This window comes from Candidatus Margulisiibacteriota bacterium, assembly GCA_041661965.1.
In the GTDB taxonomy this organism is placed as follows: domain Bacteria; phylum Margulisbacteria; class WOR-1; order O2-12-FULL-45-9; family XYB2-FULL-48-7; genus XYB2-FULL-45-9.
In genome coordinates, this window is sequence record JBAZTH010000003.1 from 51,640 (window position 1) to 66,149 (window position 14,510).

A 14,510-nucleotide genomic window follows, 5' to 3' on the forward strand; every position below is an offset into this window, starting at 1 on the left:
ACAAATGAGACGGAATTTCAGCTTAAATTCCGACGCTGCGGGATTGAGACGACGGTCCTTTCGTCAATCACGGCCTGTGGGCGCGGGGTGACAATAGTCGGGTCTTCATTTTCAGTCGGCAGGAAGGGTTGCCCCAGCCCTTGATCGTCCCCGCTACCTAAGCTCCCAAGATAGTCGGCAATACTCCGGTGGATATCCAGGATTGCTTCTATTTTTCTGATAATATCGTGAAAATTAGGCCTCTTGTTCGGATCTTTTTGTGCCAACCCCTGGAGCAGGGCGTTGAGCTGGCGTTGGATCGTTTTGATCTCTTTCGCGATCTCCGGCAGTCTGTCCGTATGGTAAGCGCTTTCAATCTCTTCGATCGAAAGTTTGGGCATCGGTTTGGTGAGCTGATTTTCCCAGGTCTTTTTATTGTAGACCACGTTTTTATACTGTTTATCGTTCCAGACGGTAACGCGCATCGGCGGTTTGCCGGTGATCCCTTCGGCGATAACCTGGGCCAGGCTGTAATAATCCGAGGCGGCCGTTAAGCTGGTGTAGTGACGGTCTTGATCGAGGTGGGTCTGGAACTGTTCCGGCGAAGCGTAGCTTGGCGTGCTGACATCCGCCAGGATCGGCTCGCCGATTTTTATGATCCCGCCGAAATCAAGCAGCCGGACGTTGATCTTCTGGTTCTCCCCCATAATCAGCATGATGTTCGATGGTTTAACATCCCGATGGACATAGCCGTGGCGGTGGACTACGCTCAGCGCGTAAAAGGTCTCCATCGCGATCTCCACCATTTTATAAAAAGGGATCTTTCTTTCCATTTGGCCTTGGAGGACCGCGGCCAGGGTCAGGTCGCCTAAATCCTGGGCGATCAAGCATTCTTTGCGGGTGACCAGCGGGTTGTCCCGGCCGCTTTCGATCAGGCGGTGCTCGATCAGGCGGGGGATCCGTTCTTCGCTGGCGGTTAGATGGAGAAATTTGGCTTCGGTCTGCATGTACGGCAGGGCGTCGCCTTCGGCGAACTTTACGATCACGCCGCAGCGTTTGACGATGCTTGGCGTTTGGGACAAAATACGTTGGAGATCCCCCGGCTGAAGAGCGCCGAGCTCAACGCCGATCTCGCTGAACCGCGAACGGTCGGTCGAGGTCAGCTTTTTAAGATCGATCGCCCGATAAACCTGGGACATATCGCTCCGGTTCCTTTCCTCAAGGATCAGATAGCGGCCGGCTAAGGGCTTGCGGGTGACGAATGAATTATAAGGCGTGAGCGGGGCGTGAACCCAAAAACCGGACCGGCGGCCTGATGATGGTGGTGGAATTCGATTGTTCATGTGTTTGTCCTTCATGATATTATCGAAGAAAATAGCGGGGAATTTCAGTTTGGCTGTTTTTTAATAGCCGGTGGAGATGTGCTAAAATGTCAGTTATGAAAAGAATTATTCTGTTGGCGGCGTTAACCATTTGTTTTGCCTTTCCATTGTTAGCGCTTGGAAAGGCGACCCTCTCGACCGGAGCGATCGAACAGGGGAAGACCCTGGAAATTAAGGTTAGTTCAACTGATGGGATTGAAAATATCCGGGGAACATTTTTGGGCGAAAAGGTCCGCTTTTTCACGGCGGTTGACGGCTATCGGGCCCTGGTTGGGATCCCCCTGGAACAAAAGCCGGGGGTTTATCCGCTGGTCCTGACGTTGGAGCAAATTGAAACTCCCCCGCAGGCGATCAAAAAGAGAGTGAAGATCGTCAAAGGAAAATTTCCCGTGGTTTCTTTTTGGTTGAAGCCGGCGAAGAACAAGCTCCGCAGCCGGGAGATAATCAACAACGAATGGGCGGAAGTTGAAAAAGTCCTGGTCGTCAAAGACCCGGTCCAGCGCTGGAGCGGCAAATTTTCCTGGCCGGTCGAAGCCCCGACTTCCATGGTCTTTGGGGTGGTCCAGAAAGTTAACGGGAAGCCTTCCGGCCGTCACCGGGGCTATGACCTGGCAGTTCCGCAGGGAACCGTCGTCGCCGCTCCGAATGACGGCAAAGTTGTATATACCGGCCGCTTGCGGGCTTTTGGCAATACGATTGTCGTCGATCACGGCCAGGGGGTCCAGACCCTCTACTTCCACCTATCCAAATTTCTGGTTGAAGTTGGACAAGTCGTCAATCGGGGGGATCAACTTGCCTTGTCCGGCAATACCGGGATCTCCTCCGGGGCTCATCTCCATTGGGGGATGTCGGTCAACAATCTGCGGGTCGATCCGACCCAGTGGGTGAGAATGGAGTTGTAATGAGCAGCAACGCTAAGGTCTTAAGAATTATAGACGCGAACATTAACCGCTCCATGGAAGGGTTGCGGGTGGTGGACGAGATCGTCAGGTTTATCTTGAGCGATGAAGCGCTGACCGCCAAGGTCAAAGGGTTGCGCCATCTTCTGCAACAAGGGATCCGGCCGATCGGCAACGACTTTTATCTTTACCGCGAATCGGCCGGTGACGTTGGCCGGCGGTTATATCCTAAGAGCGAAGGCGAGCGAGCCGACCTGAAGTCGGTCTTTATGGCCAACATCAAACGGGCGGAGGAAGCGGTCCGTTGCCTGGAAGAATTTTCCAAGCTGATCAAAGCGGACTACGGCCGGGTATTTAAAGAAGCCCGCTTTCAGCTTTACGACCTGGAAAAAGAAATTATTCCTAAATTAGAGAAAGCGATCAAGCTCGATTTTGAGCTTTACGTCGTGACCGACCCGGCTCTCGATCATTTGAAAATGGCAGAGCGAACTTTGTCCTCCGGCGCGAAAATGATCCAGCTCCGGGATAAAAAGATCAGCAAAGAAGCTTATCTCCAGCTGGCGAAGAAGCTCGCCGTCCTGGCCAAACGGGCCGGCGCGACCTTTATTCTGAACGATTACTGGGATTTAGTGGCGCAAGTTGGAGCGGATGGGGTCCATCTGGGCCAGGAAGATCTCGCCAAGTTAACGGTGAAGAAGGTTCGGGAGAAGATCGGCGCCGATAAGATCATCGGGCTCTCGACCCATAGCCTGGAACAGGCGGTCAAAGCGGCCAAAGCGGGGGCAGATTACATCAGTTGCGGGCCGATCTTTAAAACGCCGAGCAAGCCGCTGGGCCAGCCGGTCGGCTTAAAGTTATTAAAAAAAGTCCTGGTGACGGTCAAGGTCCCGGTTGTGGCAATTGGCGGGATCGATGAGACTAATGTCGCGGAAATAAGGAAGGTTGGGGGACAAAGGTTCGCGGCGATCAGGTCGAGCGAGGCGTTAGCCAAGAAGATGGAGCGTGCTATTTAAAGCTTCTTCGAGAATTTCCGGTTGGAATGGGTCTTGGACCGCGATAAGTTGTGTTCTCAAGCCGGAGAACTGGATGTGTCCGGCCCGCTTTTTCGCCTCAAAAACCAGGTTATTGATAAAAAGAGACAAGGCTTCTTCTTTTCTTTGGCTCATGGTTCGGATTAAGCGAGACCAGAGTTCTTTCTCTTTTAAAAATAATCTTAAGCGATTGGCGTTAGCCAGGTTTCCGTCAACCTCTTTCATAAGAAAACCGCAAACCAGTGTTTCCGATTGATATTCGAGGGCCGCTTGAGCGACCCGGGCCCCTTTTTCCGGCAAAGCGCTGGTCATTACCAGTTGATAACCGATCAACAGTTCGTTTGTTACCGCCGAGGATATTCTGGCGGACGGAGTCAGTTCCAGCATTTGGCCGAGGCGCGTTGTTGCCTGGGCGACATCGTCTTCGGTGCGGAGCTTGTTCAATTGTTTGCGCCAGGCGGAGAGCCTGACTGCCAGCGCCAGCGTTTCCTTATTGTCGATCTCCCTGCCGGGGCCGTTCAGGTACTCTAAATTATCCTGCATTTGTCCTATTCCCGACAAGACGCTCGCTCTAATCTCCCGGCTGGTCGCCTCGACCAATTCCCGGCTGAAGCTGTCGATCGTTTCCGGGTTGGCTTCAAGAAAAACCGTTAACATAACAATCGTTTCCGGTTGGCGCAGCATGGCATGGATTGTTTTTTGAATGATCGGTTCCAGGACCGCCCGAATGGGCGCTTGGTCTTCCGTTTGATTAAGATAATAAAGCATAGGAAAAAAGAGGGGCTTGGCTAATTCCTGGACCAGTTCGAGCTCGACCGCGCCGCCTAGATTACGGGGAAGAACCTGATGGTTGGCGGTTTTTCCGGCTAAGGACTGCTGCAGGATATTGAAGACCGCCTGGGCGTGTCTTGATCGGGCGATCGCCCCGATGTATCGGACGGCCAGTTTTTCCGCGTTGCCGGGTTTTTGGGACGTTTTCCGCAAGCAATTGATGGTTGCCAACAGAGAGAAAACTGCTTGCGGGCCGATGCCGGTAAAAATTCGCTCCAGAATGTGCGCTTGACGGTTTTTATTGATGCCGTTCGGTAAAGGGAGCGCGGCGGCGATTTTACGGTCCTGATAATTTTGAAAGACGGCCAAGAGGGTTGTCGTTTCGCCCCTTTCGATGGCCGATCGGAGCCGTTCAACATAGCGCCCAAGCGCGATCATCGTCTCAAACGGATTCCGAGCCGCGGCCTTCGGCATAGTTCCTTGCCGCTGACTGTCTTTTAACCGCTCACCGTCAATCGCGTCCAGCAATTGGTCAAGATCGCCGTTGGCGCAATGATAACAACCATCGGCAAATAAACGACGATTATTTGAATCTGCCAGTATTTCGCAAGCTAAGTCTTCTTGAGCGGGATAAGTCCGTAAATATTTAGCCACGGCGTCGCTGGCCACTGGCGGCAATTGCCTGGCCAGCCTGCCCCAGGAGGCTTTAACTTCCGCCTTAACGATGTTTCTTGGCTTAAGAAGAGGCGGCGGCGCGCTTATTCGTTTTGGGAAGATGCTCATATCAAGTAATTATCGCCGGCTTCGTTGATAAATTTCATTTTTTTTGCTATTATTTATACGACGTGAATTGAAGGGAGAAAATAAAATGACATATAAAATTGCGGTAATTGGCGGAGACGGAACAGGCCCGGAGGTTGTCGCTGAAGGCTTAAAGGTCTTAAAAGCGGTCGCGAAAAAGTACAATTTCAAATACGAACTCAAGGATTTCGACTTTTCCGGGGAACGCTATCTCAAGACCGGCCAACTGGTGACCGATGAAGATGTCGCCGAACTCAAGAAATACAACGCTATTTATTTAGGGGCGGTCGGCAGTCCGGATGTCAAGCCGGGGATCCTGGAACACGGCGTCTTGCTCAAACTGCGCTTTGCCCTCGATCAATACATCAATCTTCGCCCGGTCAAGCTTTATCCCAATGTCTGGACGCCGGTCAAAGATAAAGGACCGGACGAGATCGACTTTGTCGTCGTTCGGGAAAACAGCGAAGGCCTTTACGTCGGTACCGGCGGCTTCCTGAAAAAGGGGACCCCGGACGAAGTGGCGACCCAGGTTTCAGTGAATACCCGCAAGGGAGTGGAACGCTGTCTCCGCTACGCCTTCGAAATCGCCAGGAAGCGAAACAAACGGAAACAGCTGACCCTGGTCGGCAAGACCAATGTTTTGACCTACGCTTTTGATCTCTGGGAGCGGGCCTTCCATGAGATCGGGGAAAAGGACTATCCCGATATTAAACGGGAATACGCCCACGTCGACGCGACTTGCATGTGGTTCGTGAAGAACCCGGAATGGTTCGACGTTATCGTGACCGACAACCTGTTCGGCGACATCATTACCGACCTGGGGGCGATGATCCAGGGGGGGATGGGGATCGCGGCCGGCGGCAACATTAACCCGCAGGGGGTCTCGATGTTCGAGCCGATCGGCGGCTCGGCCCCGAAATACACCGGCAAGAACGTCATCAATCCTTTGGCGGCGATCGGCGCCATGCAGCTCCTCTTAAGCAACCTGGGGGAAGAAAAGGCGGCCGCCGACATCGAAGCGGCGATCATCAAGACCGTGGCCAAGATGCCCTCGCAAGCGGCCGGCAAGATGGGGATGGGGACGAAGGAAGTCGGGGACAGCGTTGTTGCTAACCTCTGAACTTCTATATTCCCGCGAGTTTTCGTAAAAATATATCAGCGGCAGTTTTCAGTTTTTGGAGCGGGATGAGCTGGTTCGGACCTTGGCCTAAAGATAAGACCATCATTTGTCCGGTGAATTTGGCGAGCGGACCAAACATATTGTCGAGTTCTTTTTGGGCGAAGCTATCGGTATCGGACAACTTGACATGGTTCGGCTCGACCGGTCTGGTGACCGGGAAGCCAGGGCAGGGGACCATTGTTAATTCGCTCTCGTCAGCATTGAAGGCCGGTAAGGCCAAGCTAGTTACTCTTTTTAGATAGACATCGTCGCAAAAAGCAATCAGTCCGCAATAATCTTGATAATGATCGGAGTTTTGCAGCAGTTCGCGCAGGTCACGGGGGAGGGCCGCCTTTTCAACCCCTAGGAGGACCTTGAGCTGTTGGGGATTATATTGTGGTTGATTGGTCTGCCAATCATGAATTATTCGTCCCACTTCATTTATTGTCGACAAAGGCCGCGCTTTTATTCTGGTTAGAAGCATGATTTCGGAGTTTAAGGAAACAGTATAGCAACGGACCCCGGCCCGGTAGGTTCGTGGTTGGAATGTTATTCGGTGTTGGGCATCTAAGGTCATATTGATCATTTGTTTTCTCTATATAACATCGGCAGGGGAGAGCTTTAATTTCAGTGGATTTATGATGAGGGGGAGCGTTTTAACTGGCTTAAAATGGGTAGGGCTGTTCTTCTGAAACCCCGGTTACTTCCGCTACTTCGCTGGCCGGCAGCATTTGGTAAACCTCATATTCTTCTATACTTTTTGCTAACCGTTGGGCTTGTCGCAGGGAAGCGATTAGTTCGTTTAACTCACTCGGGCGCTTAGCCGGGTCCTTATCAGTCATGCTTTGAATGATGTTATCCAGCCGAGAATGTAAACCATTGAGGACGGGACTAAGCCAAATAGCGTTTCGACCTTCAAATCTTTCGGTGATCGCGGCTTTGGGCAAATTTGGAAAAGGCTCATTGATCTGATTATTTGCCACCGCGAGAAAGCTCCCGCCTCTCATTGGGTTGGTACTCCAGGCGAGCAGACCATAGAGGATTATTCCCAGGGAATAAATATCATACGCTGGTCCGAAAGAAGAGATCATTTCTGAAGAATATAAATGTCCAAAAGCTTCTGGCGGCATATAATTAAGTGTTCCTTTAACTACGCCTTGTTTGATGTCTTTATCTTCTTTGCCAATTTCAATAGCCAGACCAAGATCTATTAGGAAGGCTTTGAGACCAATATTTATTTCATTAGTAATAAGAATGTTCCCCGGTTTTAGGTCCCGGTGAATCAGACCATTGCTATTGATTGATTTGAGCGCTCCAAGCATTTGAATCGCGATCTCTACCGTCTGATTAACCGTTAAAGAATTGCTTTCCAAGTAATAATTTAAGGACGGCCCGTCGAGATCCCGCATTGCCAGATAGTAAGGAGTGTTGCCGGAGCTATCCGGTCTTGAATTTGGCAGAGGCCCTGATTCGACATGCTCAGGGATCCCCAGCGAAACATTGTTTTCAACCGGATTTGAAGTGGTGATTTTTTCCAGGGCCGCCGCTTCGGAAATTAAGGCTCGTGCCATTCTGTTTTCGGCGCATTTAATGATTACCTTAGTTGAAGCTAGCTCTTTCATACTTTCCAAGGCCTTTAAGCCTGATCTGGTGATAGTAAGCCGACAAAGATCAAACAGATCGGCGTCAATAGCGTCCAGTTTGGCCAGATTAATTTTTTTTAGCTTAGCGATCCCTAGGGAGCGCAACTGTTCGAGGCCTAACATTTGTAGTTTTTTTAAGTCGATCGCTCGATAGGCGGTGGACATTCCTCCCTGTTCAGATAATTTGGAGGTGATCAAATATCTTCTAAGATAGATCTGTCCAACGCGAAGGTTATCGCTTCTGATCTCTCGGTTGACCGGGTGAGGGGTTCGCCCGATATTTACCGCGGCTGATGAGTAGGACATTAATATCTCTCTCCTCAGGCCTAACCAATAGGCCTTCTGCTTATATTATCGAATATATCGGGGGAAAACTTGCGCAAAGGCCAGTCATATATTTGGCGTAAAATAAGTAAATACTGGGAGTGTAAGTAGGGGCGGGCAGTTACCGGTGTTTTAAATAATTGATCAGCCCGCCCTTGTCGACGATCTTTTGCATGAACTCGGGGAAGGCTTGTGCTTTATAGGTTTTACCGCTGGTTTTGTCTTTTATCGTCCCGCTGGATAGTTCAACTTCGAGCTTGTCCCCTTCATTTATTTCTTCCGCCGCCTGGGGTGATTCCAGAATGGGGAGGCCGATATTGATGGCGTTCCGGTAAAAGATCCGGGCGAACGACTTGGCGATCACCGCCGAGATCCCAGCCGCCTTGAGGGCGATGGGGGCGTGTTCGCGCGACGAGCCGCAACCGAAGTTATCCCCGGCGACGATAAAGTCGCCCGGGTTCATTTTGTCGACCCATTCCGAGTCGGCGTCCATCATGGCGTACTGGGCGAGCTCGGCCGGGTCGGAGGTATTGAGGTACCTGGCCGGGATGATCAGGTCGGTATCGATATTATTACCGAATTTCCACGCTTTACCTTGCATAACATCACTATTTTAGCACCCTTAAAGCGGGACTTCAATAAATCCCCTGAAATTTTCTCCTCCAAATATCGATAATTTTTTAGAGAGCGGCAGCTCCGCGCTTAAAAAAATTTATAAAGGCGGGAACATGATAATTAAAACGGGATTGCGGAACGCCGGTTCTTTCCCCGCGCGGACTGCCGGTTATGAAATATTTCCGAGCCGCAACGGCCGGATCGCGGCTTGCCAGCCTTACAAATATCCCACCAGAGACAACGACCTTGCGGTCGGCGAACAGGTCTTTCAGGCCGATAACCGGCAAGAGTATCTTTCGGTCCGCCTCACCATGTCCCATCTTTTCTCGGCCATGGGGGCCGACAGCCGCGGCCAGGCGGTTGAAAACAAGGCGGTCATTACTTCTCCCGGACTGGTCCCGGCGGAGATCGAACGATCTTTCAGCCTGGCCGGACCGGAATTCGCCGCCGATTTTGCCGGCCTCGCCAATATCGTTTTTTGCCCGCTGGTTTTAGAGGTTGACGATCGCGGGGTCCGCTGGTCGCCGGGTTTTGAATTGGGGATGTTTTATCACGAACCGGTGCTTCAAAGATCTTTTTTAAGCCAAGCGAAGTATCTTGACGATCCGGCCAGGATCGTCTTTGTCAGCGCTTTTTCCGCGGAAAAACTCCCGATCCCGGGAGAAGAACTTCACTGGAGCTTAAGTTTTCTGGTCGGTCGGGTCAAGATCAATGCTTTGGCGGTTGCCAAAGGCTTATCGGATTTCGGGGAGAGCGCCCGGGATTGCTACGCCCAGATCTATCAGATCAGACTGACCCAGAACTTGCTGGAACAGACTTTGGCCGCTGACCCAAGTTTCAATTCTAATAGTAAATTCATGATTATCCTGAAGTACTTGATCGGTTTCGACCAAATGGTCGGCAAAGCGGCCAACCTGATGACCCCGGCTGAAAAACAGCGCTTGGCGGGCTTGTTCGGCGGGGAGAGCGTCGATACCACACGACGTTATAACCAGGCTTTTGTGGAAGCGATGCTGGGGACCGTAGACAAAGAGCCGACTGCGAGTTAAAAAACCGCTTATAAAACTGCAATTTTTGTCAATTTGTTACGATAATATAATAGAGGGAGTACCCTATGAGTACAATCAGAAAAATACCTTCGTTCAGTGATCTTAAACCGAGCCGGAAAATCAGCCGTCCGGCGCCTTCGCGGCTGAAGCAACCGGCGGACAACAATCCCGGCCGCCTCTCGTTGCCCAAGGTTGATTTTACTCATACCGTTGACCAAGATCATATCGCCAATTTAATGTCCGCTACCCATAATTGCCTGATGAATACCACGGGGCCGATTGAGTTCGGCCCTTTTCTATTGAGAAGCAGACTTGGCGCCGGAGGGTATGGCGTAACTTTTAAAGCGATCGACATGCGAGACGGCAAAGAAAGCGTCGTCAAGGTCCCTTTAAGATTTGAAGAGGATAATTTTAGGGCGCTGATAGAAGAGGGGCAAAAAGCATTGGTCAGCGGCAGTCTTGACGGGCAGGTCGTTACGGTCAAAGGAATAGGGGATGTTAACGGCGTCCCGTATATTGCCATGGAATATATCGATGGGTTCGACCTCTCCGCTCTTCTTGAGCTGAACGGCGATTTTTTGCCGCTTAAACGGAGCCTTGAGATCGTCATCGGCCTTTGCGACGCGGTTGAACACTGTCACTCGCTCGGGGTTTTTCATCGGGACATCAAACCGTCGAACATCATGATCGGCAATGACGGCAGAGTCGTGCTGATCGATCCCGGATTATCCGCTGTTGGGAACGACGCGACCGGTTTTGCCGGCACGCCGCTCTATTTTTCACCGGAGCAGTCGAGAGGGGAACAATTAACGCCGAGATCGGAGATCTTTACGGTCGGCGTGATCCTGTTCGAAATTCTGACCGGCGAACACCCGTTCGGGGCCTACACTCATTCGGCGCTGATGCAAAACATTCAATCCAATGAACCGGACTTCAGCCTCCTGCCGCAAAAGACCAGGGAACAAAAGCAGCTTTTCTACGTGATCAGGCGGGCGCTGGCCAAAGACCCGAAACGCCGGCCGGCTTCGGCCGCCGAACTGCGCAGTCAGCTCGCAATTATCCTCGCCAAACTGCCGTAATTATACGCCGCTTCTAAGCCAGCAAAATATCCTGAAATTTCCCGGCGGGCTAAAAGATAACTAATCAGCCGCAGTAAAAGGAGATTTTTATGGTATATAAAGTCGGGTCCCGTCAATTAAGGCCGCAGTCGACCGCGCTGAAAGTCGGCGACGAGATGATTGGGAGCCTTATTTTTAGGGAGAGAAGGAATGTCGGTTTCGGAGAAGCAAGGGAACTTTTGCTGGTCAGGGTCAGAGACGGTATCATGGGACTCTTGGTCGGTAACCGGGCCGAATTGGACGCGCTGGACCCGAACCTTACGATGCCGCCGACTCTTTGCATCCAAAAAGACGCTACGTTTTTGAATTGATCAATCAATGGCGGCCAAACATGCCGGCCGCCGCCCCGACCAAGCCCGAAACCACTCCTTCCCGCATCACCGACAAAGCGATCCCGGCGGTAACAGAGCGGACCGCTTTCCGCAATTTCGGCTACGGCCTGTCAAAGACCAGTTCGAGGGATAAAGGCCAGTTAAGGAGCCTTTCTATGGACTGGATTGCCATGGCCAATGATGGCATTGGAACCTATCGCCGGAGCCTGCGGGATGGAGAAATTATCGACCTGGAGGCGTATCAACATTATAAGGGTCTTTATGAGCTCGTCCAAAAATTGGAGATAAAAAATAAGGGTTGGTCTTCCTTCAGGGATAAATTCTTCCAGTTTTTAAGCCTCCCGGCGGAACCGACGCGGCCGGAACGATCATAATCTCGGTTTAGCCATGCAATTTTACTCGTTTTCTTTCGATAATATAGTAGGAGTAAAGTGCCATGAGTACTATACCTAACATTGGTTCCTCAAGCAGGCTTTCATCGAGATGGGTGGTTTCTTGCCCACCCTCAATTCCGGCGTCGCGTTCTTCCGGGCTTAGCCCGTTAGCGCAGAGCCTCCCAACCCTTAATTTTCATGCTTTACCGTCGATCAAAGACCAACCGATCGCCTTAAACATCCAAGGAACGCAAGTTACTTTGAGCGACAGCAATAAAATTGGCCAGGGTGGAATGGCGGCGGTTTACAAGGTTTTTGCCGATGGACGGGAGCTGGCGGCGAAATATACGAGTATCCCCAAATTGGCGGCTTTTTTACGGAAGGAAGGGGTGTTTGGTTCCCAGCTTAATTCCGCGCCTGGTTTCCATCAGGTCTACGGAGTGGCCGATGCTGGAGGAGGGGCGGTCCTTTTAATGGATTTTATTCCAGGCGAAAAAGCCTCAAGGTTGGCGGGGATTCTTCCCCAAGCAACAGTAATCAGGTGCATCAGAGACATCAGCTTGCGACTGTATGAAGCGCATTTGCAGGGGATAATTCACCGGGACATTAAAACCGAGAATATCATGATTGAGATAGAAAACGGCCGGCACGTCAAATCAAGTTTATTTGATTTCGGCCTGGCCACGACCGTTGACGAACAGCGGCGTCAGTCCGGTCTTATGGTTGGAACGCCGGCGTTTTTTTCTCCGGAACAAGCCCGCGGTCAAGCCCTTGATCCGCGGTCGGACCTTTACTCTCTTGGGGTCGTGTTTTATGAAATGCTGACCGGGCGCAATCCAATCGATCCGAGAAATGACATGCCGGCTTATGACCTGATAAACAGTGTCGCCCTTGGAACGGTCGCCCCCGACCTCACCAAATTGCCCGTCGAACTTCGCCCAATAATCGGTAAAATGTTGGAGCGTAATCGCGAAACCCGCTATCAGGATTGCCTGGCTGTTTTTCTGGACCTGGCAACCGTCCTGGAAAACATGGGGCTCGACCCGAATTCTTAAACCGAGTGAAATTTCCCGCTCCTACCCACGATAACTAACCGTAATGCTAAAGGTTATTTTCCAACCACAACGGGCCGGGTTTTTACCGGCGGACTTTGCCGGCCGCCGGCTCTCGCCGGCCAAGAACGGCCGGGTTGAATTAGCCCAATTGGGGCGGCCGCTCCCTGTCGCGCAAGATGACGTGAAGGCCCGTCCGCCGATGATTGGTATTTATGGGCTGGTGGCAAAAATAGCGGTCGCGGTCGTTGTCGACGTCAATCATTTGCCGGAGGCGATTAAAGCGCCGTATCTTTTGGCCGGAGAGGAATTTGCCAGGGATTTTGAACAGTATCTTTCCGCCGTCGTCTTTTTTGATTCGATCAAAGGACGGAACGGCGAATGGAACAATGGTTTTGAGCTCTCCATGCTGGGGTTAGATGGGCAGTCCTTTAGCCATTTAACGGCGGATGCCACGTCGGAGATTTCCCGGTCCGATGGTCGAGGGGTTGTTTTTTTGAGCTCTACCGCGCCCGAAGGGAACTTGATCCCGGGCGAAGAACTCCACTGGAGCCTTAGTTGGTTTATTGGGCGGCTTCGTGTCGGGAACTTACCGCTAGGGGAGACGGGCCGCGATTGCGCCGCGGCTATTTATCAATCGAAAATGCTGCGGCATTTTATTTCCGGCAAAATGCGGACCGATCAGGGCTTTTATTATGACCCCTTGCTAAGGCAATATTTAAACTGCTTGGTCGGCTTTAACGAGCTTATTATCAGTAAAGCCAGCTTGCTGACGGAGCCGGAAAAAAACACGATCGCCGCTCATCATGAGAGGGGCTGGTCGATCGACAGCGTGATCAAGTTTAACCGAATAACCGTTGAGGGCTATCTGACTGCTCTGCAGGAGACGTAATGAAGATCAATAAAGTTCGCGCGTTAATGCCGCTGGTCCTGGCCGGTGCGCTGGCCGGTTGTCAGACAAAAAATACGGCTATTCATAAAGACCCGACCGCGCCGGTTGCTCCGGCCAAAAAGACGGTCTGGCCGCCAAACTATGAATATTTTATCGCTCATACTATTGCCGTTAAAAATATCAACCTTAAGAATTACGGCTGTGTCGGCGTTGGCGATAGCTTTGACCGGGACTTCAACGGGACTGAAGCGAGCGCGGTGGAAAATGTCCGCCAGGCGATGTTTTCGGCCCACCGGAGTTATTTCTCCAGCTGTCGGCTGGCAACGGCCGGCGATAAGCAGCCAACAATAGCGAAGTCGATCGATCCGAAGGAGCCGAACTCGCCGCTTTATATGACGATCGCCGGGTCGGATGGGGTTGTCGACAGTTACATCCTGATTTATCGGCAAGATAAACTATTCCACGCCACCGCTATTGCCGCTGACGGGATCGCCATGGTTAAGGCGGGGGGAAAGCTGAATACTTTTGTCGGGACGATGACCGCTGAAGGCTGTACGCCGACGATCCCCGATCTTAGTTTGTTGCTGATTTTGAGAGGCAAATAGATGGGGATTACGCGAGTTTATCATCGCGTCATGGGGGCGCTTGGTTCGGAAAGTTCACAAGCCAAACTACTGAAGTCCGGCCAACTTCCTAACCGGACGATCCTCCGTTTGGCGTTTACTTCAAGTAACAACCTTAGGCTGGCCGCCTGGGCGGCGATCAACGCCCGGCCGGAAATTATCTGCGGCGGGGCGCAAAGGGACGAGTTTGGGGTAAAGCGCCTGTTACCGGACGCGGAACTGGTCTTAAGACAACGGGAAACGGAACCGAAAACGGTTGCCCGGGTTTTGCATTATTTATGTTCCGACGAAGCCAGGGAACTGACCTATGTAATCGATCTGTTAAGTGAGCACAGCGCAAACAAGCAAGGGGACATTGTCTCCGAACTTGGCAAGATCAACCTTCCTTTGGCGAAAAGAATAGTCGCGATTTGGCAAAGAAGCCGCGGAAATAAACCAGAGTAATCCACTTCTTCTGACGATCTGC

At 51.7% G+C, this 14,510-nt stretch carries 16 protein-coding genes; 11 read left to right on the top strand and 5 right to left on the bottom strand.

Annotated elements, in window-relative coordinates:
• Positions 1-17 precede the first annotated feature (17 nt).
• Positions 18-1,322, bottom strand: coding sequence for a protein kinase (locus WC772_06005; GenBank protein MFA6170304.1), 1,305 nt, complete (start codon positions 1,320-1,322; stop codon positions 18-20).
• 95 nt (positions 1,323-1,417) lie between these two features.
• Between WC772_06005 and WC772_06010 the strand changes: the two genes are divergently transcribed.
• On the top strand, positions 1,418-2,263 hold the full coding sequence (locus WC772_06010; protein ID MFA6170305.1) for a M23 family metallopeptidase: 846 nt from the start codon (positions 1,418-1,420) through the stop codon (positions 2,261-2,263).
• Entirely contained in the window at positions 2,263-3,273 is a 1,011-nt protein-coding gene (gene thiE, locus WC772_06015) for a thiamine phosphate synthase (protein ID MFA6170306.1), read from the top strand. Before WC772_06010 ends, thiE begins: the two co-directional genes overlap by 1 nt.
• Here thiE and WC772_06020 read toward each other — a convergent pair.
• Positions 3,244-4,845 (bottom strand): hypothetical protein, encoded by a 1,602-nt coding sequence (locus tag WC772_06020; protein MFA6170307.1) that lies wholly within the window; start codon positions 4,843-4,845, stop codon positions 3,244-3,246. The genes thiE and WC772_06020 overlap by 30 nt on opposite strands.
• Positions 4,846-4,930: 85 nt before the next feature.
• Between WC772_06020 and WC772_06025 the strand changes: the two genes are divergently transcribed.
• Complete coding sequence (locus WC772_06025) at positions 4,931-5,983, top strand: 3-isopropylmalate dehydrogenase (GenBank protein ID MFA6170308.1); 1,053 nt, start codon at positions 4,931-4,933, stop codon at positions 5,981-5,983.
• A 4-nt stretch (positions 5,984-5,987) separates the two neighbouring features.
• On the opposite strand, the gene WC772_06030 is transcribed toward WC772_06025, so the two are convergent.
• The 3 genes from WC772_06030 to WC772_06040 form a co-directional block, all read right to left on the bottom strand.
• Positions 5,988-6,608, bottom strand: a complete 621-nt coding sequence (locus WC772_06030) for a hypothetical protein (protein MFA6170309.1) — start codon at positions 6,606-6,608, stop codon at positions 5,988-5,990.
• 79 nt (positions 6,609-6,687) lie between these two features.
• Positions 6,688-7,863 carry a serine/threonine-protein kinase gene (locus WC772_06035; GenBank protein ID MFA6170310.1) on the bottom strand — a complete coding sequence of 392 codons (1,176 nt, stop codon included), beginning with the start codon at positions 7,861-7,863 and terminating at the stop codon, positions 6,688-6,690.
• A gap of 247 nt (positions 7,864-8,110) precedes the next feature.
• Positions 8,111-8,590 (bottom strand): 3-isopropylmalate dehydratase small subunit, encoded by a 480-nt coding sequence (locus tag WC772_06040; protein ID MFA6170311.1) that lies wholly within the window; start codon positions 8,588-8,590, stop codon positions 8,111-8,113.
• A gap of 127 nt (positions 8,591-8,717) precedes the next feature.
• Between WC772_06040 and WC772_06045 the strand changes: the two genes are divergently transcribed.
• The 8 genes from WC772_06045 to WC772_06080 all read left to right on the top strand — a co-directional run bounded on the left by WC772_06045 (position 8,718) and on the right by WC772_06080 (position 14,488).
• A complete protein-coding gene (locus WC772_06045; protein ID MFA6170312.1) occupies positions 8,718-9,653 on the top strand; it encodes a hypothetical protein in 936 nt (311 codons plus the stop codon).
• A gap of 65 nt (positions 9,654-9,718) precedes the next feature.
• Positions 9,719-10,732 (top strand): serine/threonine-protein kinase, encoded by a 1,014-nt coding sequence (locus tag WC772_06050; GenBank protein MFA6170313.1) that lies wholly within the window; start codon positions 9,719-9,721, stop codon positions 10,730-10,732.
• Positions 10,733-10,821: 89 nt separating this feature from the next.
• Positions 10,822-11,082: a hypothetical protein gene (locus tag WC772_06055; GenBank protein ID MFA6170314.1), complete on the top strand. Its 261-nt coding sequence runs from the start codon at positions 10,822-10,824 to the stop codon at positions 11,080-11,082.
• Positions 11,049-11,477, top strand: a complete 429-nt coding sequence (locus WC772_06060) for a hypothetical protein (protein ID MFA6170315.1) — start codon at positions 11,049-11,051, stop codon at positions 11,475-11,477. Before WC772_06055 ends, WC772_06060 begins: the two co-directional genes overlap by 34 nt.
• Positions 11,478-11,539: 62 nt before the next feature.
• Complete coding sequence (locus WC772_06065) at positions 11,540-12,532, top strand: serine/threonine-protein kinase (GenBank protein ID MFA6170316.1); 993 nt, start codon at positions 11,540-11,542, stop codon at positions 12,530-12,532.
• A gap of 43 nt (positions 12,533-12,575) precedes the next feature.
• Positions 12,576-13,421, top strand: coding sequence for a hypothetical protein (locus tag WC772_06070; GenBank protein ID MFA6170317.1), 846 nt, complete (start codon positions 12,576-12,578; stop codon positions 13,419-13,421).
• A complete protein-coding gene (locus WC772_06075; GenBank protein MFA6170318.1) occupies positions 13,421-14,026 on the top strand; it encodes a hypothetical protein in 606 nt (201 codons plus the stop codon). Before WC772_06070 ends, WC772_06075 begins: the two co-directional genes overlap by 1 nt.
• On the top strand, positions 14,027-14,488 hold the full coding sequence (locus tag WC772_06080; protein ID MFA6170319.1) for a hypothetical protein: 462 nt from the start codon (positions 14,027-14,029) through the stop codon (positions 14,486-14,488).
• Positions 14,489-14,510 lie beyond the last annotated feature (22 nt).

Excerpts from the sequence above, each read along its gene's own strand:
- WC772_06070 (MFA6170317.1), top strand. The coding sequence starts at position 12,576 with ATGCTAAAGGTTATTTTCCAACCACAACGGGCCGGGTTTTTACCGGCG.
- WC772_06075 (MFA6170318.1), top strand. The coding sequence starts at position 13,421 with ATGAAGATCAATAAAGTTCGCGCGTTAATGCCGCTGGTCCTGGCCGGT.
- thiE (MFA6170306.1), top strand. The coding sequence starts at position 2,263 with ATGAGCAGCAACGCTAAGGTCTTAAGAATTATAGACGCGAACATTAAC.
- WC772_06020 (MFA6170307.1), bottom strand. The coding sequence starts at position 4,845 with ATGAGCATCTTCCCAAAACGAATAAGCGCGCCGCCGCCTCTTCTTAAG.
- WC772_06080 (MFA6170319.1), top strand. The coding sequence starts at position 14,027 with ATGGGGATTACGCGAGTTTATCATCGCGTCATGGGGGCGCTTGGTTCG.
- WC772_06050 (MFA6170313.1), top strand. The coding sequence starts at position 9,719 with ATGAGTACAATCAGAAAAATACCTTCGTTCAGTGATCTTAAACCGAGC.
- WC772_06040 (MFA6170311.1), bottom strand. The coding sequence starts at position 8,590 with ATGCAAGGTAAAGCGTGGAAATTCGGTAATAATATCGATACCGACCTG.
- WC772_06010 (MFA6170305.1), top strand. The coding sequence starts at position 1,418 with ATGAAAAGAATTATTCTGTTGGCGGCGTTAACCATTTGTTTTGCCTTT.
- WC772_06005 (MFA6170304.1), bottom strand. The coding sequence starts at position 1,322 with ATGAACAATCGAATTCCACCACCATCATCAGGCCGCCGGTCCGGTTTT.
- WC772_06055 (MFA6170314.1), top strand. The coding sequence starts at position 10,822 with ATGGTATATAAAGTCGGGTCCCGTCAATTAAGGCCGCAGTCGACCGCG.
- WC772_06025 (MFA6170308.1), top strand. The coding sequence starts at position 4,931 with ATGACATATAAAATTGCGGTAATTGGCGGAGACGGAACAGGCCCGGAG.
- WC772_06065 (MFA6170316.1), top strand. The coding sequence starts at position 11,540 with ATGAGTACTATACCTAACATTGGTTCCTCAAGCAGGCTTTCATCGAGA.
- WC772_06045 (MFA6170312.1), top strand. The coding sequence starts at position 8,718 with ATGATAATTAAAACGGGATTGCGGAACGCCGGTTCTTTCCCCGCGCGG.
- WC772_06030 (MFA6170309.1), bottom strand. The coding sequence starts at position 6,608 with ATGATCAATATGACCTTAGATGCCCAACACCGAATAACATTCCAACCA.